The 17,114-nt window shown below is 69.4% G+C and carries 17 protein-coding genes; 5 read left to right on the forward strand and 12 right to left on the reverse strand.

Annotated elements, in window-relative coordinates:
- Positions 1 to 65 precede the first annotated feature (65 nt).
- Genes ACRSBM_RS37725 through ACRSBM_RS37735 form a run of 3 tightly spaced genes read right to left on the reverse strand, consistent with a single transcriptional unit; the run spans position 66 to position 2,951 of the window.
- Positions 66 to 1,157 carry an XdhC family protein gene (locus ACRSBM_RS37725; RefSeq protein ID WP_434451382.1) on the reverse strand — a complete coding sequence of 364 codons (1,092 nt, stop codon included), beginning with the start codon at positions 1,155 to 1,157 and terminating at the stop codon, positions 66 to 68.
- Entirely contained in the window at positions 1,150 to 2,124 is a 975-nt protein-coding gene (locus ACRSBM_RS37730; protein ID WP_434451384.1) for a vWA domain-containing protein, read from the reverse strand. The genes ACRSBM_RS37725 and ACRSBM_RS37730 overlap by 8 nt, the downstream gene beginning before the upstream one ends.
- Complete coding sequence (locus ACRSBM_RS37735; RefSeq protein WP_434451387.1) at positions 2,121 to 2,951, reverse strand: AAA family ATPase; 831 nt, start codon at positions 2,949 to 2,951, stop codon at positions 2,121 to 2,123. The genes ACRSBM_RS37730 and ACRSBM_RS37735 overlap by 4 nt, the downstream gene beginning before the upstream one ends.
- A 245-nt stretch (positions 2,952 to 3,196) precedes the next feature.
- Here ACRSBM_RS37735 and ACRSBM_RS37740 point away from each other — a divergent pair, with 245 nt between their 5' ends.
- Positions 3,197 to 3,427 carry a PspC domain-containing protein gene (locus ACRSBM_RS37740; protein WP_434451390.1) on the forward strand — a complete coding sequence of 77 codons (231 nt, stop codon included), beginning with the start codon at positions 3,197 to 3,199 and terminating at the stop codon, positions 3,425 to 3,427.
- On the opposite strand, the gene ACRSBM_RS37745 is transcribed toward ACRSBM_RS37740, so the two are convergent.
- The 5 genes from ACRSBM_RS37745 to ACRSBM_RS37765 form a co-directional block, all read right to left on the reverse strand.
- Positions 3,428 to 4,795, reverse strand: coding sequence for a beta-N-acetylhexosaminidase (locus ACRSBM_RS37745; RefSeq protein ID WP_434451393.1), 1,368 nt, complete (start codon positions 4,793 to 4,795; stop codon positions 3,428 to 3,430).
- The gene (locus ACRSBM_RS37750) at positions 4,792 to 5,625 is read right to left on the reverse strand and encodes a carbohydrate ABC transporter permease (RefSeq protein ID WP_434451396.1); all 834 of its coding nucleotides are present in this window, start codon (positions 5,623 to 5,625) and stop codon (positions 4,792 to 4,794) included. Before ACRSBM_RS37750 ends, ACRSBM_RS37745 begins: the two co-directional genes overlap by 4 nt.
- Positions 5,622 to 6,506: a carbohydrate ABC transporter permease gene (locus tag ACRSBM_RS37755; RefSeq protein WP_434451398.1), complete on the reverse strand. Its 885-nt coding sequence runs from the start codon at positions 6,504 to 6,506 to the stop codon at positions 5,622 to 5,624. The genes ACRSBM_RS37750 and ACRSBM_RS37755 overlap by 4 nt, the downstream gene beginning before the upstream one ends.
- 2 nt (positions 6,507 to 6,508) lie before the next feature.
- Positions 6,509 to 7,786, reverse strand: coding sequence for an extracellular solute-binding protein (locus tag ACRSBM_RS37760; RefSeq protein ID WP_434451401.1), 1,278 nt, complete (start codon positions 7,784 to 7,786; stop codon positions 6,509 to 6,511).
- Between the two features lie 79 nt (positions 7,787 to 7,865).
- Positions 7,866 to 8,525 carry a copper homeostasis protein CutC gene (locus ACRSBM_RS37765; protein ID WP_434451404.1) on the reverse strand — a complete coding sequence of 220 codons (660 nt, stop codon included), beginning with the start codon at positions 8,523 to 8,525 and terminating at the stop codon, positions 7,866 to 7,868.
- A gap of 370 nt (positions 8,526 to 8,895) precedes the next feature.
- Here ACRSBM_RS37765 and ACRSBM_RS37770 point away from each other — a divergent pair, with 370 nt between their 5' ends.
- Positions 8,896 to 9,501, forward strand: a complete 606-nt coding sequence (locus tag ACRSBM_RS37770; RefSeq protein WP_086662592.1) for an RNA polymerase sigma factor — start codon at positions 8,896 to 8,898, stop codon at positions 9,499 to 9,501.
- A 5-nt stretch (positions 9,502 to 9,506) separates the two neighbouring features.
- Positions 9,507 to 9,983 carry a carboxypeptidase regulatory-like domain-containing protein gene (locus ACRSBM_RS37775; RefSeq protein ID WP_434453385.1) on the forward strand — a complete coding sequence of 159 codons (477 nt, stop codon included), beginning with the start codon at positions 9,507 to 9,509 and terminating at the stop codon, positions 9,981 to 9,983.
- 274 nt (positions 9,984 to 10,257) lie between these two features.
- On the opposite strand, the gene groL is transcribed toward ACRSBM_RS37775, so the two are convergent.
- From groL to ACRSBM_RS37795, 4 genes are all read right to left on the reverse strand, one after another.
- Positions 10,258 to 11,877 carry a chaperonin GroEL gene (gene groL, locus ACRSBM_RS37780; RefSeq protein WP_434451407.1) on the reverse strand — a complete coding sequence of 540 codons (1,620 nt, stop codon included), beginning with the start codon at positions 11,875 to 11,877 and terminating at the stop codon, positions 10,258 to 10,260.
- A gap of 216 nt (positions 11,878 to 12,093) precedes the next feature.
- Complete coding sequence (locus ACRSBM_RS37785) at positions 12,094 to 13,317, reverse strand: serine/threonine-protein kinase (RefSeq protein ID WP_434451410.1); 1,224 nt, start codon at positions 13,315 to 13,317, stop codon at positions 12,094 to 12,096.
- A gap of 68 nt (positions 13,318 to 13,385) precedes the next feature.
- Positions 13,386 to 13,592: a cold-shock protein gene (locus ACRSBM_RS37790; protein WP_236220648.1), complete on the reverse strand. Its 207-nt coding sequence runs from the start codon at positions 13,590 to 13,592 to the stop codon at positions 13,386 to 13,388.
- Positions 13,593 to 13,689: 97 nt separating this feature from the next.
- Positions 13,690 to 14,331: an AIM24 family protein gene (locus tag ACRSBM_RS37795; protein WP_434451413.1), complete on the reverse strand. Its 642-nt coding sequence runs from the start codon at positions 14,329 to 14,331 to the stop codon at positions 13,690 to 13,692.
- A 28-nt stretch (positions 14,332 to 14,359) separates the two neighbouring features.
- Here ACRSBM_RS37795 and moeA point away from each other — a divergent pair, with 28 nt between their 5' ends.
- Together moeA and ACRSBM_RS37805 are read left to right on the forward strand one after the other, a co-directional pair.
- Positions 14,360 to 15,598: a molybdopterin molybdotransferase MoeA gene (gene moeA / locus ACRSBM_RS37800; RefSeq protein WP_434451416.1), complete on the forward strand. Its 1,239-nt coding sequence runs from the start codon at positions 14,360 to 14,362 to the stop codon at positions 15,596 to 15,598.
- Positions 15,599 to 15,625: 27 nt separating this feature from the next.
- Positions 15,626 to 17,050, forward strand: a complete 1,425-nt coding sequence (locus tag ACRSBM_RS37805; RefSeq protein ID WP_434451418.1) for a M48 family metallopeptidase — start codon at positions 15,626 to 15,628, stop codon at positions 17,048 to 17,050.
- Positions 17,051 to 17,114 lie beyond the last annotated feature (64 nt).

Raw genomic sequence — 17,114 nt, forward strand, 5'->3', positions numbered from 1 at the left:
GTGGTGGGCTTGGTGTGACGCAGGCCACCCCAGCCTCCTCCCTGTTTGCGACTTCAACAACCCGATCAGTGGTGGATCGGTTCACCAAGATCGACCAGGCGACGGCCGGATCCCTTCCACCGCAAGGAGATGATCTCGGCGGCGATCGACACCGCGGTCTCCTCCGGCGTCCGCGCGCCCAGGTCCAGACCGATCGGCGAGGCCAGCGTCGCCAGCTCGCTCTCGGTCAGTCCGGCTTCCCGCAACCGTTGCAGCCGATCTGCGTGCGTGCGCCGGGATCCCATCGCGCCCACGTAACCGACCTTGAGCCGCAACGCGACTTCCAGCAGCGGAACGTCGAACTTCGGGTCGTGCGTCAGCACCGCGATGACCGTGCGTTCGTCGAGCTTGGCCGCTTCACGCTCCAGGTACCGGTGTGGCCACTCCACGACGACGTCGTCGGCCTCCGGGAACCGGGAGCGGGTCGCGAAGACCGGTCGCGCGTCGCAGACCGTCACGCGGTAGCCGAGGAACGCGCCGAGCCGGGCCATCGCGGCGGCGAAGTCGATCGCACCGAACACGAGCATGCGCGGCGGCGGTTCGAACGAGTTCACGAAGACACTCATGCCCTCGCCGCGCCGCTGACCGTCCGGTCCGTACTGCAGCACCCCGCTGCGCCCGCTCGCCAGCATGCCGCGCGCGTCGTCGGTGACGGCGTCGTCGATGCGCGCGCTGCCGAGGCTGCCGTCCCGGCGGTCCGGCCAGACGACCATGCGCCGCCCGATGCCGTCCGGGTGCTCGATCACGGTCGCGACGGCCACGGGCTGCTCGGCCCTGACCGTCTCCACCACCTCACCGAGCTGCGGAAACGTCTCGGCGCTGATCTTCTCGACGTAGATGTCGATGATCCCGCCGCAGGTCAGCCCGACCGCGAACGCGTCGTCGTCGCTCACCCCGTACCGCTGCAGGACCGGGGCGTCCGTGGTCTGCGCCAGGTCGTACACGGCACCCTCGACGCAGCCGCCGGACACGCTGCCGACCGCCTCGCCGTCCTGCGTCACCAGCATCGCCGCGCCCGCGGGCCGTGGCGCCGAACTGAAGGTCGCGACCACCGTGCCGACCCCGACCGTCTCACCGTTCGCCACCCGCTCGGCGAGGTCGAAGAGGACATCACGCACGGCGCACCTCCTTCAGCAGTTCTTCCAAAGCCCGCACGCTGTGGCCGGCGACCATCATGTCGACGTGCGGCAACACCACCACTACACCTTGCTGGACCGGCCGGTAGCCGGGCTTGCCCGCGTGCGGGTTCGCCCAGATGACCTTGTGGCTCACCCGCCGCAGCCGCGCCATCTCGGTCGCCAGCAGGCTCGGGTCGCCGCGCTCCCAGCCGTCGCTGAACAGCACGACCACCGCGCCTCGCTGCCTCCACTGCTGGTTGAACCGCCGCAGCGCGTCGCCGAGCCGCGTGCCGCCCTCGTAGTCCGGGATGGCCCGCCCGGCGGCCTTCAACGCCCGTTCCGGGTCGCGTTCCCTCAGCTGACGGGTCACGCGGGTCAGCCGGGTGCCGATCGTGCGGACCTCGACGGGCATGGCGTGGGCGACGACGTGCGCGAACCGCAGCAGCGCGTCCGAGTAGGCGGCCATCGAGCCGGAGACGTCGATCAACAGCACCAGCCTGCGCGCCTTCACGCCGCGACGGCGGTGGCGTGGCCGGGCGATCTCACCGCCGGTCTCGATCATCGCGCGCACCGTGCGGGCCAGGTCCATCCGGCCGCGGCGGGCCTTGCGCAGCCGGCGCGACCGTCTGCGCGGCGGCAGCGGGTTCAGCCGGGTGATCAGCGGTGCCGCGTCGAACTCGGAGATGTCCTTGTGCTTCAACACTTCCACGTCGGACGCGGCGACACCGACGGTGACCGAGCCGAGCTCGACCGTCGTGCGTGGACGGGGCGGGGTGCCGCCGAAGTACGCCCGGTACGCGGCGTCGTAGCGCGGCAGGTCGTCCGGGTCGGCGCAGAGCGTGAGGCGCCCGGCCCAGTAGAGGTCGACGTGCTCGGTGGCCCGCAGGAACGCCTGGACGCGGTCCGGCCCGCACTGGAGCCCGGCGCCCCGCAGGACGCGCGTGAACCCCACGCAGGCTTCCGTCACCCCACGATTGTGCTCCCGATGACGCGCTCCGCGTCCTCCCGGTACTTCAGGACCGCGCCGAGGGTCGAGGTGTCCGGCTCCGTGCGGCCCAGCGCCTGCAGCGCCCGCGCCCAGTCCAGCGACTCCGCGACGCCCGGCGGCTTGAGCAGGTCGAGCCCGCGCATCTTCCGCACGGCCTCCGCGACCTGCCCGGCGAGCCGTTCGTCGAGGCCCGGCAGGGTGCGTCTGAGGATCGCGACCTCCCGTTCGAGGCTCGGGTGCTCCAGCCAGTGGTAGAGGCAGCGGCGCTTCAACGCGTCGTGCACCTCGCGGGTCCGGTTCGAGGTCAGCACCGTCAGCGGCGGCGTCGAGGCCCTGATCTCGCCGAACTCCGGGATGCTGACGGCGTTCTCGGAGAGCACCTCGAGCAGGAACGCCTCGAACTCGTCGTCCGCCCGGTCGATCTCGTCGACGAGCAGCACGCACGGCGCGTTCTCCAGCGCCTGCAACAAAGGCCGTGCCAGCAGGAACCGTCGCGTGTAGAGCGAGGCCTCGTCCACCTCGCCGCGCGTCTCCAGCACCCGCAGGTGCATGAGCTGGCGCGGGTAGTCCCAGTCGTACAGAGCCTGCGTGGCGTCGATGCCCTCGTGGCACTGCAACCGGATCAACGGCACGTCCATCGCCTTGGCGAGCGCCAGCGCGAGCGAGGTCTTGCCGGTACCGGGTTCACCTTCGAGGAACAGCGGCCGGCCCATGCGGACCGCGAGGAACGCCGCCGTGGCGATCCCGCCGTCCGGCAGGTACCCGGCGCCGTCGAGCCCTGACGCCAGCTCCTCAGGGGACTCCATGACGCTCAGCGTAGGCCCTGTTCCCAGGGTCTCGTTCGATGAGAGTCGCGGCTGAGGTGGTTCCTGGCGGTGCGGGCGGCCGACCCGCATACCGGTGTTGTATTCGGGTCGGCCGCCCGTGCCTCCAGGGGCCGCCTCAGCCCCGGCTATCGCGAACACGGACCCTGGGAACAGGGCCTGGACTCAGGGTCGGGTTCGGGGTGGTCACCGATGTGCCGGGCCGTCGTTTCGACCACTCTTGAGCCATGACGAACAACGTGCTCAACGATGCGACAGCCCAGGTCAAGAAGCTCCGCAGGAGTCGCAGCGACAAGATGGTCGCCGGCGTCTGCGGCGGTGTCGCCAAGATGATCGGGGTGAACGCCGCGATCATGCGGATCATCCTCGTGGCGGCGACGCTGCTCGGGTTCGGCACCGGAGCGGTCCTCTACGTCGCCGCCTGGATCCTCATGCCCAAGGAAGACGTTGCGATGTGATCACCGTGGAAAACCGGGAATCCCAGGTAGCCGTTGCCAGGGGTGGGGTCCGTCCAGGGGCCGGTACTCCACCCCGAGGGCATCGAGCCTGGGCAGGTGGTGTTCCCGCAGCCGGCGCACGAACCCGGGATCCTTCTCCGCCGGGGACCACACGACCTCGGCGAACGCGGCCAGCCTGGGGAAGGCCGCATAGTCCACTCGCCGGGCCGAGTCGAGGTGCTCGGTCCAGATGTTCGCCTGCGCGCCCAGCAGCCGTCCGGGCTCGTCGCCCGTGAGCGCCGCGGGCACCGGCTCCCACGCGTAGACGTCCTCCAGCGTCGTCACCGTCCCCACCGGGATCGGCTCGTCAGGTGACTCCGACTGCCGGTAGTCCAGGTAGACGTACTGCTCAGGGCACATCACCACGTCGTGGCCCTCGCGCAACGCCGTGACGCCGCCCTCGATGCCACGCCACGACGCGACGACCGTCCCCGCCGGCAGCGGACCGGACTCGAGGACCTCGTCCCACCCGTAGGGGCGCCGACCGCCCCGCACGATGTGCTTCGCGATCGCCCTGACCAGCTCGCCGTCGTGGCCGGGAGCCTCGTCGCCACCGAGTCCGATGACCTCGGACGGGAAGACGTCCATCAGCTCGTCGAACACGTTCCGATAGAAGTCCACCGTGGACTCCTCGGTGTTGAGCACGCGTTCGTTGACGCCCCAGTCGGTCCACACGCCGCCGCCGTGCACGCCCAGTTCGGGGTACGCCGCGATCGCCGCCTGCGAGTGGCCGGGGATGTCGATCTCCGGGACCACCGTGACGTGCCGCTGACGCGCGTACTCGACGATCTCCCGCAGGTCGTCCTGGGTGTAGAAACCGCCGTGCGGACGGCCCGCCATCCCGGCCGAGCGCCGGTCGCCGAACCGCGAGTCCTCCCGCCACGAGCCGACCTCGGTGAGCTTCGGGTAGCGCCTGACCTCGAAGCGCCAGCCCTGGTCGTCGGTGAGGTGCAGGTGCAGGACGTTGAGCTTGTGCGCGGACAGCAGCTCGACGTACCGCAGCACCTCCCGCTTGGGCAGGAAGTGCCGTGACACGTCGAGCATCACGCCGCGCCACGGGAACCTCGGATGGTCGACGATCTCGCACGCCGGGATCACCGACGGCTTCTCGCCCGCCGCCCGGAACGCCTGAGGGCCGAGCAGCTGCCGCAACGTCTGCAGCGCGTTCATCTCGCCTTCGGCGTCGTGCGCCTCGATCAGCACGCCGTCGTCGGACGAGACCAACCGGTAGCCGCCGGGCGGACCGTCGACGAGGACGGTCTCCCAGCCCTGGTACTCGCACAGCCTTCCGCCGTCCACATAGGACACCGGGCGCGGGAGGAGGTTCATCCCTTCACCGCCCCGGCCAGTCCGGACACCAGACGGCGCTGCACGAGCATGAAGAAGATGAGCACAGGGATGGTCATCAGGGTGGAGCCCGCCATGATCGCGCCCCAATCGTTCTGGTCGGGTTTGACGAACACCTGGAGCGCCAGCGGCAGGGTCTGGTTCTCCACGGCCGAGATGATGAACGTCTTGGCGAACAGGAAGTCGTTCCAGGCGTGGATGAACGACAGCACCGACGTCGCCACCAGGCCGGGCGCGACGAGCGGGAACAGCACCTGCCAGAGGAACCGGAACCGCGAGGCGCCGTCCAGGGTGGCGGCCTCCTCGAGCTCCACCGGCACCGCGGCGACGAAGCCGCGCAGCATCCAGATCGCGAACGGCAGGCTGAACGCCAGGTGCACCAGCACGAGCGAGCCGAGGTGGTTCAGGCCGAACACCGGCACGCTGTCGCCGACGGACCGCATCAGGAAGAACAGCGGCACGGTCAACGCCTCGACCGGCACCATCTGCACCACCAGCAGCATGATCAGCAACGTCGTGCGGCTGCGGAACCGGAACCGGGTCAGCGCGGTCGCCGCCAGGAACGAGATCAGGATGCTCAGCGCCACCACGATCAGCGCCACGACGATGCTGTTCATGAAGTAGCGCCCGAAGTTCGCGACCGTCAGCGCCCGCGTGAAGCTGTCGAGCGTCGGCCGCGTCGTCCACGGCACCGGGTCGGCCGAGATGATCTCGTCCTGCGGTTTGAACGCGCTGAGCACCATCCAGAACAGCGGGAACGCCACGACCGCGGCGATGACGAGGACGAAGCCCTCGGTGATCCAGCGCTTCACAGGACCTCCCCCGACCGCCGCAGCGCGCGGAGGTAGAACATCGTGATTCCCAGCAGCAGCACGGTCATCACGACACCGATGGCCGCGCCCAGGCCGTACTCCGACGCCGCGAACGCCTGCTGGTAGGCGTAGACGTTGAGCACGAGGTTGCGCCCGGCGATGCCGCCGCCGTTGGTCATCACGTAGATCTGCGTGAAGACCTTGAAGTCCCAGATGATCGACTGGATCGTCACCACGAGGATGATCGGCTTCAGCAGCGGGAGCGTGACGCTCCACGCCGTGCGGAACGCCGACGCGCCGTCCAGTGCGGCGGCCTCCAGCACCTCGCCCGGAATCGCCTTGATGCCCGCGAAGAGCGTCACCATGACGAACGGGAACGAGCACCAGATCACCTGTGCCGCAACGAGTCCGAACGCCGTCCACTTGTCGAACGTCCAGGAGAAGCCCTGGGTGCCCAGGACCTCGTTCACGAACCCGAAGTTCGCGTCGAACAGGAAGAGCCAGATCGTCGAGCCGGCGACGGCGGGCGTGGACCACGCGCCGAGCGCCGCCAGGAACAACGTCATCCGGACCCACGTGCGGACCCTCGTGGCGAGGATCGCGAGGAACGCGCCCACTAGCAACGTGCCGACCACGCAGACCGCCGCGAAGGCGACGGTCTGCCCGAGCACACCCCAGAACTGCTGGTTCCCCAGCAGGTTCCGGTAGTTCCCGAGGCCGAGGAACTCGAGCGGCGCGCCGCCGCTCACCTGCTCCTGGCCGTAGTCGTAGAGCGAGATGAGCACCAGCTGGTAGATCGGGTAGGCCAGCAGGCCCCCGAGTACCAGCAGCGCTGGAGCCAGGTAGGCGAACGCGGTCCGCCCCTGGCCTTTGGCCGTCATGCTCACGACGTGAAGGCCGCGTTCATCGTCTTGGCGGCGTCGGCGGTGGCCGTGTCGACGTTCTTCGCGCCGGTGACGACCTCCTGGATCATCGTCGGCACCACGGCCTGCGCCTCGATCTTCGCCCACGCCGGCGTGACGGGGACGAACTTCGTGCCGGACTGCAGGGTCTTCGTGAACGGCTCCAGGAACTTGTCGGAGTCCGCGACCTGCTTCTGCACGTCGGTGAACGTCGGCAGGTTGCCCATCGCCGTGTACATCTTCTGCTGGTACTTCTTCGACGCGAGCAGCTGCGTGAACTCGTTCGCGAGCGTCTTGCGCTGCGTGCCCTTCATGACGCCGAGCAGGTTGCCGCCGGCGAACGCGGGCGCGACCGAGCCGGGCGTCTTGCCGGGCAGCGGCACGACGGCGTACTTGCCCGCGGCACTGCTGGCGTCGACGGACTTGCGGTTGAAGTCGCCACCGATGGTCATCGCTGCCTTGCCCGCGCGGAACGCCTCGACGCTCGCGTCACCACCGTTGCCCGCGCAGGCGGCGGGCGGGCAGATGTCGTCCTTGATCAGCTCGGTGTACTTGGCGACACCGGCCCTGGACTCAGCGCTGTCGATCGTGGCGGTGAACTTGCCACCCTCGGACTTGGCGAGGTCACCGCCGTTGGCCCAGATGAACGGCAGTGCGGCGAACAGGTACTTGCCGCCGGCCGAGATGCCGATCAGCTCGGGCTTGCGCTGCCGGATCTCCCGGGCCGTCGTCGCGATCTCGTCCAACGTCGTCGGCGGCTTGAGGCCGAGCTCGGTGAAGACGTCCGTGCGGTAGTACAGCGCGCGGACGCCGACGAACCACGGCACGCCGTACGTCTTGCCGTCGACCTTGGCCGTGTCGAGGATCGTCGGGACCAGGTCCTTGGACTCGCTCCAACCGCTGAGGTCCAGTTCGGAGAACCCGCCGGCGGAGACGTAGCCCGCGAGGTCGGTGTTGCCGAACTCGGCCACGTCCGGCGCGCTCTTGGGGTCGCTGAAGGCGGCCTTGAAGCGCTCCGCGCGGCTGGACACCTGGATGTACTGCACGTCGACGGTGACGCCGCTGTGCTTGCCCTGGAACTCGGTGATCGCCTCCTTCACGACCGCTTCCTTGGGACCCCGGTTGACCTCGTCGAACAACCAGACCCGCAGCTGCCCGGTCTTCTCGTCGGTCCCAGAGCTCGTCGGTCCGGACTGCACCGGAGCGCAGGCGACCACCGCGCCTACGCCCAGCACGGCCACGAGTGTCTTCAGCCTCATCGCGCCCTCCGTATTGCACATGTTGCAACAGCCATTTCACCTGAAGCAACGTGACTGTAGAACGCTCTAGGGCAAGGGTCTAGACCAGAAGAGTGACCCATTCCCGCACGGCCGCGCTGTCGACGGGGGAATCCCAGCCGGACGGACGGACCGCGCTACCAACGTGAAATCCATTCACGCCCGCTACCAGCAGTTCTGGCACGTGACGCTGCTGCAGACCCCCGCCGACGAGCAGCGCGGGAGGCGCCTGCGCGACGAGTTTCTTCAGATTTTCGATTCCGTCCTCGACGCCCTTCGGACTACCGGCGGCGAGGACCGTGTCGCAGCCGAGGGTCTGGACCGTCGCCCAGGAGCGGAAGACGTCGTTCGAGTTGTCCAGCGCGCGGTGGAACGTCCAGGCACAGCCCTCCAGCTCGGCGAGGAGGTTGAGCGTGACGCCCTCGTCGACCTCGCCACCGGCGTCGAGGAAGCCGAGCACGAACTCCGTCGCGCCCGCCTCGCGCAGTTCCCACGCCCGCCGGCGCAGCTGCTTGAGGTTGCCGGGCGCGAACCCCTTGGCGTCCCTGAGCATCACGCGGACGGGAATGTCGACAGCGCTGCGGACGTCCTTGAAGGTGGCGACCGACGGGGTGAGGCCGTCGGAGGCCATGTCGGCGACCAGTTCGAGCCGGTCGGCGCCACCGGCCTGCGCGGCCTCGGCGTCCTTCGCGTTCAGTGCGATCACTTCGAGAATCGGCATGGTCTAGACCATAACGGCCGGTGAGCGAGGGGCGCCCGCATGTGCTTTCGTGAATCGGGAGCGCGTTCGCCTGCTCGTGCGTCAGAGGCTGTATCTGCTCGCCTGAACCCCGCTCTTTCTTGTTGAGCGCTTTGTTCAGGCGTGGAGCGCGCGTCAGCCGGTTCGAGGGGTGCCGGCTGGCGCGGGCTCCCAACACTGGCGGCCCGTGACTCGGAGGGGGATTCACGGGCCGCTGGCATACCCGGAGGAAGATGAGGATCGCGGTGGCGGTGATACTGCTCCAATCGAGTGAATTTTGTATCTACCGCCCAGTTAGCCCTTCATGAGTTGGCGGACGGCGCTGACAGGGGCGGCCGATCGGAGGTGCTGCATGGACGAGCTGCACACGGCGGATGACCGTCCGCCGTGGGACGGGCTTGAAGGCACCGAACGTCATGCGGTGTGCGTCGCTGCCGCGCGCGAGGGCAACCGCCACGCGCTGGACGTCCTGGTGACCGAGCTGACCCCGCTGCTGTGGCACGTCGCCCGCGGCCAGGGCCTCGACCGAGCCGCCGCCGAAGACGTCGTGCAGACCGTGTGGCTCGCGTTCTTGAAGAACATCGAGAACATCAACGAGCCGAAAGCCCTGGTCGGCTACCTGGTGGTCACGACGAGGCGTGAAGCACGCCGAACCTGGACACCCAACAAGCGTGAGACGCACCTGTCCGACGAGTTCGCCGAACAGCTCGAGTCCGACACCGGCCTGCCCGAGGACGTGACGCTGATGGACGACCGCGACCGCCGCCTGTGGCTCGCGTTCGGCCGCCTGACCACGAGGTGCCAGGAACTGCTCCGACTCACCGTGCTCGCGGGGCGCGCCGAGTACCGAGCAGTCGCCGAGGCGCTCGCCATGCCCCACGGCAGCATCGGTCCGACCAGGGGACGGTGCCTGACACTGCTGCGCAACTACCTGGAGACGGAAGGAGGATCGCGGTGAACGAGATCGACCCGCGCGACGACCGCAGGGGTATTGAGGACACCGCCGTCCTCTCCGAACTGAACAGGCTCGTGGACGAACTGGACCCACCGCCCGCCGACCTGGTGGACCGCGTGAAGTTCGCGATAGCCCTGGAATCCCTGGACGTCGAGGTCGCGCGCTGGGAGCGCGCCGGGTCGTTCGCCGGGGTGCGTGGCGGGCAGACCGGCACGATCACGTTCACCGTGGACAACCTGACCCTGATGGTGAACTTCACCTCTACCGGGTCGCGTCATCGGATCGACGGGTGGTTGGTGCCGGCCGGGGAGCACGAGGTGGAGGTTCGCGTGGCCGATCATCAGTCTTCCTGCACCCGGGCTGATGACGGGGGGCGGTTCGTGCTGCCTGATGTGCCGGCTGGAACCACTCAGATTCTGGTGCACCTGGTGAATTCTCGTGGGGAGCCTGGGCGGACTGTTGTCACGCCGACGATCATGCTTTGATTTTCTGGTTTTTGCTGGTTGCTGGGGTCTGGGGTTTTGCGGCGGGTCGGCTTGCGTTGTTCAGGTTACCGAGCCGGGTTAATTCATCGCCGCTTCGCGACGATTGCGATTGGGCAGCGGTTGCGTTATTACCGCTGCTCAGCGGGGTTTGGGCGTCGGTCGGCTGCCGCACACGCCCCCTTTGCCCGGAATGCGCGAATTCGCGGGTGCGGAAAGCCGAACGGCCCGGCTCGCCGAAGCGAACCGGGCCGTTCAGAGGATCAGGCAGCTGGACTCAGAAGTCCATGCCACCGGCGTCCGGCGCGGCCGGAGCAGCGTTCTTCTCCGGCTTGTCCGCGACGACGGCTTCCGTCGTCAGGAACAGCGCGGCGATGGACGCGGCGTTCTGCAGCGCGGAGCGCGTGACCTTGGCCGGGTCGATGATGCCCGCGGCGATCAGGTCCTTGTACTCGCCGGTCGCGGCGTCCAGGCCCTCGCCCGCGGGCAGGGACTTGACGCGCTCGACCACGACGCCGCCTTCGAGGCCGGCGTTGACGGCGATCTGCTTCAGCGGAGCCTCGACGGCAACCTTGACGATGTTGGCGCCAGTGGCCTCGTCGCCGGTCAGGCGCAGACCCGCGAAGGCGGCCTCGGCGGCCTGGAGCAGCGCGACGCCACCACCGGCGACGATGCCCTCCTCGACGGCGGCCTTGGCGTTGCGGACCGCGTCTTCGATGCGGTGCTTGCGCTCCTTGAGCTCGACCTCGGTGGCCGCGCCCGCCTTGATGACGGCGACGCCGCCGGCGAGCTTGGCGAGGCGCTCCTGGAGCTTCTCGCGGTCGTAGTCGGAGTCCGACTTCTCGATCTCGGCGCGGATCTGGTTGACGCGACCCTGGATCTGGTCGGCGTCACCGGCACCCTCGACGATGGTCGTCTCGTCCTTGGTGACGACGACCTTGCGGGCCTTGCCCAGCAGCGAGATGTCGGCGTTCTCCAGCTTCAGGCCGACGTCCTCGGTGATGACCTGGCCACCGGTGAGGGTGGCGATGTCCTGGAGGATGGCCTTGCGGCGGTCACCGAAGCCCGGAGCCTTGACGGCGACGGACTTGAAGGTGCCGCGGATCTTGTTGACGACCAGCGTGGCCAGGGCCTCGCCCTCGACGTCCTCGGAGATGATCAGCAGCGGCTTGCCGCCCTGCATGACCTTCTCCAGGAGCGGGAGCAGGTCCTTGACCGTGGAGATCTTGGAGCCGAACAGCAGGATGTACGGGTCCTCGAGGGTCGCTTCCTGGCGCTCGGGGTCGGTCACGAAGTAACCGGAGATGTAGCCCTTGTCGAAGCGCATACCTTCGGTGAGCTCCAGCTCGAGCCCGAGGGTGTTGCTCTCCTCGACGGTGATGACGCCTTCCTTGCCGACCTTGTCCATCGCCTCGGCGATGAGCTCGCCGATCGTGGGGTCGGCGGCGGAGATGGACGCGGTAGCAGCGATCTGCTCCTTCGTCTCGATCTCCTTGGCGGCCTTCAGGAGCTGCTCGGCAATCGCCTCGACGGCCTGCTCGATGCCGCGCTTGAGGCCGAGCGGGTTCGCACCCGCGGCCACGTTGCGCAGGCCCTCGCGGACCAGAGCCTGTGCCAGCACCGTCGCGGTGGTGGTGCCGTCACCCGCGACGTCGTCGGTCTTCTTCGCGACCTCCTTGACGAGCTCGGCCCCGATCTTCTCCCACGGGTCCTCGAGCTCGATCTCCTTCGCGATGGAGACGCCATCGTTGGTGATGGTCGGCGCGCCCCACTTCTTCTCGAGCACGACGTTGCGGCCCTTGGGGCCGAGCGTCACCTTGACGGCGTCAGCGAGGATGTTCATCCCGCGCTCGAGACCGCGACGGGCTTCCTCGTCGAACGCAATCATCTTGGCCATTGCGGTGTGTTCCTCCGCCTTTGTGGATTCTGGGCCACTGTGGGCGCACGCCCACAGCGGAACACGGTGCGAGTGGCCAGGTTCGGTGCCCGCGACGGACGACTCCCCCGTTGATGAACGAGGGTGCCTCACCGTCCCAGCCTCACTGCTTTGGCACTCGGACGAGCCGAGTGCTAAGTCGTGTTTAGCACTCGGGCACGTCGAGTGCAAGCGACCTCAGCGGGAGGTGCGCACCGGCACAGAGGTCGGCAGGGGCTTGCGCGAGGTCGGTTCGTCGCCGATGTTCAGCGTCGGCGAGGAGCTCGTCTTGGGCTGACGTGCGGGTTCGTCACCGGGCGACAGGATGATCACCACGATGATGATCACCACGATCGCCGCCGCGGCCGCGATGACCGGCGCGAACCACGCCGGTCGCTCCTTGCGGCCGGACGTGAAGGCGCTCACGCCCACCTGGTTCGGCGGGCGCAGCCGGACCGGGTCGGACAGCTGCTGGTAGCCGCCCTGGTACTGACCCTGCTGCCCCATCTGGGGCAGCGGACCGGACCCCGGCGACTGCACGGGGATCGAGCCGGACGCCGGTCCCAGTTGAGCGGGAGCCGAGCCCTGCGCGACCCCGGCGAGGGCGACGCGGGCGGCGTTGACGAGCTCGGCGCAGCTCGCGAACCGCTGCGCCGGGTCCTTCGAGGTGCCCTTGCGGATGACCTCGTCGATGGCCGGCGGCAGTGCCACGAGCTGCGACAACGCCGGAACCGTCTGGCCGAGGTGGCCCGCGATGACCTCCTGCACGCCGCCCTGGAACGGCGGCCGGCCGCTCAGGCAGGCGAACACCATGCAGGCCAGCGCGTACTGGTCGGTGCGGCCGTCGACGGGCTCGCCGCGCAGGTGCTCCGGCGCCGCGTAGGTCGGCGAACCGAGAAAATCACCCGTTCGGGTGCGGTGGCCGGTGGCACCGCGCCTCGTCAGGCCGAAGTCGGCGACGTAGACGTGCTCGCGCACGCCCTCCTTGGTGGTCACCAGGACGTTGGCCGGCTTCACGTCGAGGTGCACGAGGCCCTTGCCGTGCAGCATGTCGAGCGCCTCCGCGACCTGGGCGAGCAGCCTCAGCGTGCGCTCGGGCGTGAGCGGCCCCTCCTTGATGTGACCGGCCAGGTCCTGGCCGTCCACGAGCCGCATGGCGATGTAGAGCAGGCCGTCGACCTCGTCGAAGTCGTACAGCGGCACGATGTTCGCGTGGTCGATGGCCGAGGTGTTGCGCGCCTCGTCCACGAACCGCTCGCGGAACTCCGCGTCGGGCGCCAGGTGCTCACCGATGACCTTGAGCGCGACTTTCCGGCCCAACCTCACGTCCGTGGCCCGGTAGGTCACGCTCATGCCACCGCGGCCGAGCACACCGTCGATCCGGTAATGCGCGATTCGCCGTCCGCTCAGGTCCTCCGACACGCGAGGCAGCCTAACGTCCGGCCGGATCGCCGTGCTTCGGGTTGGTCAAAGCTGTGATCGGAGTGGTCCTAACCGGCGCGGCGGACGTCCGACGCCTGGCTGCGCCCGTCGCGTCCGGCCTGCACCTCGAACTCCACGCGGTCGCCCTCGGAGAGCGTCCGGAAGCCGTCCATCTGGATCGCCGAGTAGTGCACGAACACGTCGGGCCCGCCGTCGGTTGCGATGAAGCCGTATCCCTTTTCGGAGTTGAACCACTTGACGGTACCGAGAGCCAAGGCGTCCTCCTTCAGACCACGCGCAACGCACAGATCACGCAAAGAGCAGAACGCAACGCTAAAAGAAGAAATCTCACTCGGATACCTCCTTACGGAGTCATGAACGCGAGCTGACTCCGTTGGCGCGCAACCAGGTGGTGAGCCGGCGCGGCCCCCGCGTCTGCGTCAGCACGGCACCAGGACCGGCGAAGTCGAACACCAGGCCCTCGCCGGTCTGAATGGATTGCGCGCCGTCGGGTACCGAGGGCCGCAGCCGGCATTGCACGGTGTCCGCGAACGCGACGACGTGGTCGCTGCTGATGGTCACCGCCTCCCCCGCGCCCAGCGTCACGAGGTCGAGCGCGCCGTAGCAGGAGAGCACGACCGCGCCCTTGCCGTGCGCGTAGTTCAGGAAGCCTTCGAGCCCGCCGAACAGCGCCTTCATCGGCGGCGCCTCGGGGTTCATCGCGACCGTGCTGCTCGACGCGATCCAGCTCATCCGGGCGAGGCACCAGCCGTGCGCCCCGTCGAGCTCGACGAGGTGCAGGTCGCCGGGCAGCACGGGGGCCGCGTCGATCCAGCCGCCCTCCGCGCCCGCCGTGCACAGCGCCACCGCCTTGGCGCCCGCGCCCTTCACCTCGACCGCGAGCCCGTAGCTCGTGGCCGCGATGGTCAGCGGGTCGACCAGCACCATCTCGCCGGGCGCGACCACGAGTCTCGCCACGCCGAACGTCGGTGTGTGCCGGGTCCGGACCTGCACGAACAACACCTCCGGGGAAGAACTGGGAATGCGATCGTCACGATCACCGCGACGTTGGCAGTATGCAGTCGTGTCCCCCACCTCTGTCGCCGAACACCGCCAGCGCGTCGCCGAGCTCGTCGGGCTGATGCCCGTGCTGCGGCTCCCGCTCGACGAGTGCCTCGGGCTCGTGCTCGCCACCGACGTCGCCGCGCCGCTGGACCTGCCGCCGTTCGACAACTCGGCGATGGACGGGTACGCGGTGCGCGCCGCCGACCTGGCCGCCGAGCTTCCGGTCCGCCTCCGCGTGGCCGACGACATCCCCGCCGGCCGCACGCGGCTCAACCCGCTGGAGCCCGGCACCGTGCAGCGGATCATGACCGGTGCGCCCGTGCCTCCGGGTGCGGACGCGGTGGTCCAGGTCGAGTGGACCGACGGCGGCACGGAGACCGTGACGATCAACCAGGCGGTCTCGCCCGGCCAGAACATCCGCGTCGGCGGCGACGACGTGCGCAAGGGCGACCCGGTGCTGGCCGCGGGCACGGTGCTGCGGCCGTCCACGCTCGGTCTCGCCTCGGCGCTCGGGCTGCCCGAGCTGCCGGTGCGCCGCCGTCCGCGGGTGCTGATCCTCTCGACGGGCTCCGAGCTGGTCGAACCCGGCCAGCCGTTGCAGCCGGGCCAGATCTACGAGTCGAACGGCATGATGCTCGCCTCCGCCGTGCGGGACGCGGGAGGCGCCGCCGTGCGGCTGCGGTTCGTGCCGGACGACGTCGAGGCGTTCCACGAGGCGTTGCGGCCGTACCTCGGCTCGGTGGACGTGATCATGACGTCCGGCGGGGTCAGCGCTGGCGCGTACGAGGTGGTCAAGGACGCCCTGGCCGGCCACGACGTCAAGTTCACCAAGGTCGCGATGCAGCCGGGCGGGCCGCAGGGTTCGGGCAGCTACGAGGGCGTGCCGGTGCTGTCGCTGCCGGGCAACCCGGTGAGCGCGCAGGTGTCGTTCGAGGTGTTCGTGCGGCCGGCGCTGCTGGCGTCGATGGGTCACCCGCGGCCGGAACGCCCCACCGTGCGGGCAACCATCACGACTTCGCTGACGTCTCCAGCGGGGAAGACGCAGTTCCGGCGCGGCCTGCACGACCCGTCGTCCGGCCAGGTCGTGACGCCGGTCGGCGGGCCGGGCTCGCACCTGCTGTCGGCGCTCGCGCTGTCGAACTGCCTGATCGAGGTGCCCGAGGACGTGACGGAGCTGGCCGCGGGAGCCGAGGTCACCGTCAGATACCTGCAGTAGGTCCGGACGTTCTGGGGGAACGCAGAGATGAGAGCGGCGCTGGCACTTGTGATGCTCGCCGGGTTCTTCGTGCTCGCGGTGGGCGTCACCGTGCTGCTGGGCGGCGCCGCGCTCGCGGTCTTCGAGCGGGGCGACACCGGCGGCGGGGCGTTCCTCGCCGCGTTGACGCTGGTCATCGGCGGTCCGTCGCTGTACGCGATGGCCAGGGCGATCTGGGCCCGGCCACGGCCGACCGGTGTCGCGATGACCCGCGCGACGCACCCGGAGCTCTGGCGGCACGTCGACGAGCTCGCCGGGATCGCGGGCACCCGCAGCCCCGACGACATCCGGCTGGTCCCCGAGGCGAACGCGGCCGTGTGGGAGCGCCAGGGCGTGCGCTACCTGGAGCTGGGCCTGCCGTGGGTGGCCGGGATGACGATCGGCGAGGTGCGGTCGGTGCTCGCCCACGAGCTCGGGCACTACGGCGGCGGGCACACGCGGGTCTCGGCACTGACGTTCCGCGCGAAGCTCGCCCTCGGGATGGTGATCGGGCAGGGCGGCTACCTGTCCGCCGTCCTCTACGCGTGGGCGAAGCTGTACGCGCTGGTCGCCGCCTCGCAGAGCCGCCGGCACGAGCGGTTCGCCGACGAGGTGTCGGTGGCCGCGGCCGGGCGGGAGGCGGCGAAGCGGTCGTTGCTGCGCGGCGGCCCGGTCGGCGAGGCATGGAACGACTACCTGCGCTGGTACGTGTCGCTGGCCGTGCTCGCCGGGCGCACGCCACCGTTGCTGGAGGGCTTCCGCTCCTACCTGGACCACCCGCGGCGCGTGCACCAGCTGCGCGAACTGGAACCGCTGATGGCCGCGCGGGAGCCGACGTCGGTGTTCGACAGCCATCCGCCGATCCGCGAGCGGGTCGCGGCGATCACGTCGCTCTCACCGTTGTCCGGAGGGGTGACCGAGGCGTTCGACGAACGCCCCGCGTGGATGTTGCTCGGCAGCCTGCCTCCCGAGCCGGTCGCCGCGCTGGTCGGGGTGCAGGGACCGCCGATCACGTGGGAACAGCTCGCCGCGCTGACCGGGCCGGTGCTGGTGCGCCGCTACGCGGACGGGCTGCGGCACGCGGGCCGGGTCAGCAAGATCGGCGACACGCCGGCCGACGTGCTCGCGGCGTTGGAACGCGGCGAGCTGCACAAGCTGACCGGAGCGCCGGTGGACGCGTCGCTGAGCGCGCAACAGGTGCACGACGCAGCCGTCGAGACCGTGACGGAACTCCTCGCGTGCATGGTCGCGGACCTGCTCGTGACCGCCGGTCTCGCGACGCTGGAACTCAACTGGGGCGGGCTGTTCAGGCTGCGAATGCGCGACGGAGCTGCGGTCCACGCCGACGACCTGGTCGCCCCAGCCGTCCGTGACGCTAACCGGGTCCCCGAAGTGCGGCTGCGGTTGAGCGCCCTTGGTCTCGACGGATTGTGACGGAACGCTCACCCACCGCCATTGTTTACGCCATGTGACGGGGATTACACTGAGGGCAGGTGCC

Source organism: Lentzea xerophila (assembly GCF_051094245.1).
Taxonomy (GTDB): domain Bacteria; phylum Actinomycetota; class Actinomycetes; order Mycobacteriales; family Pseudonocardiaceae; genus Lentzea; species Lentzea xerophila.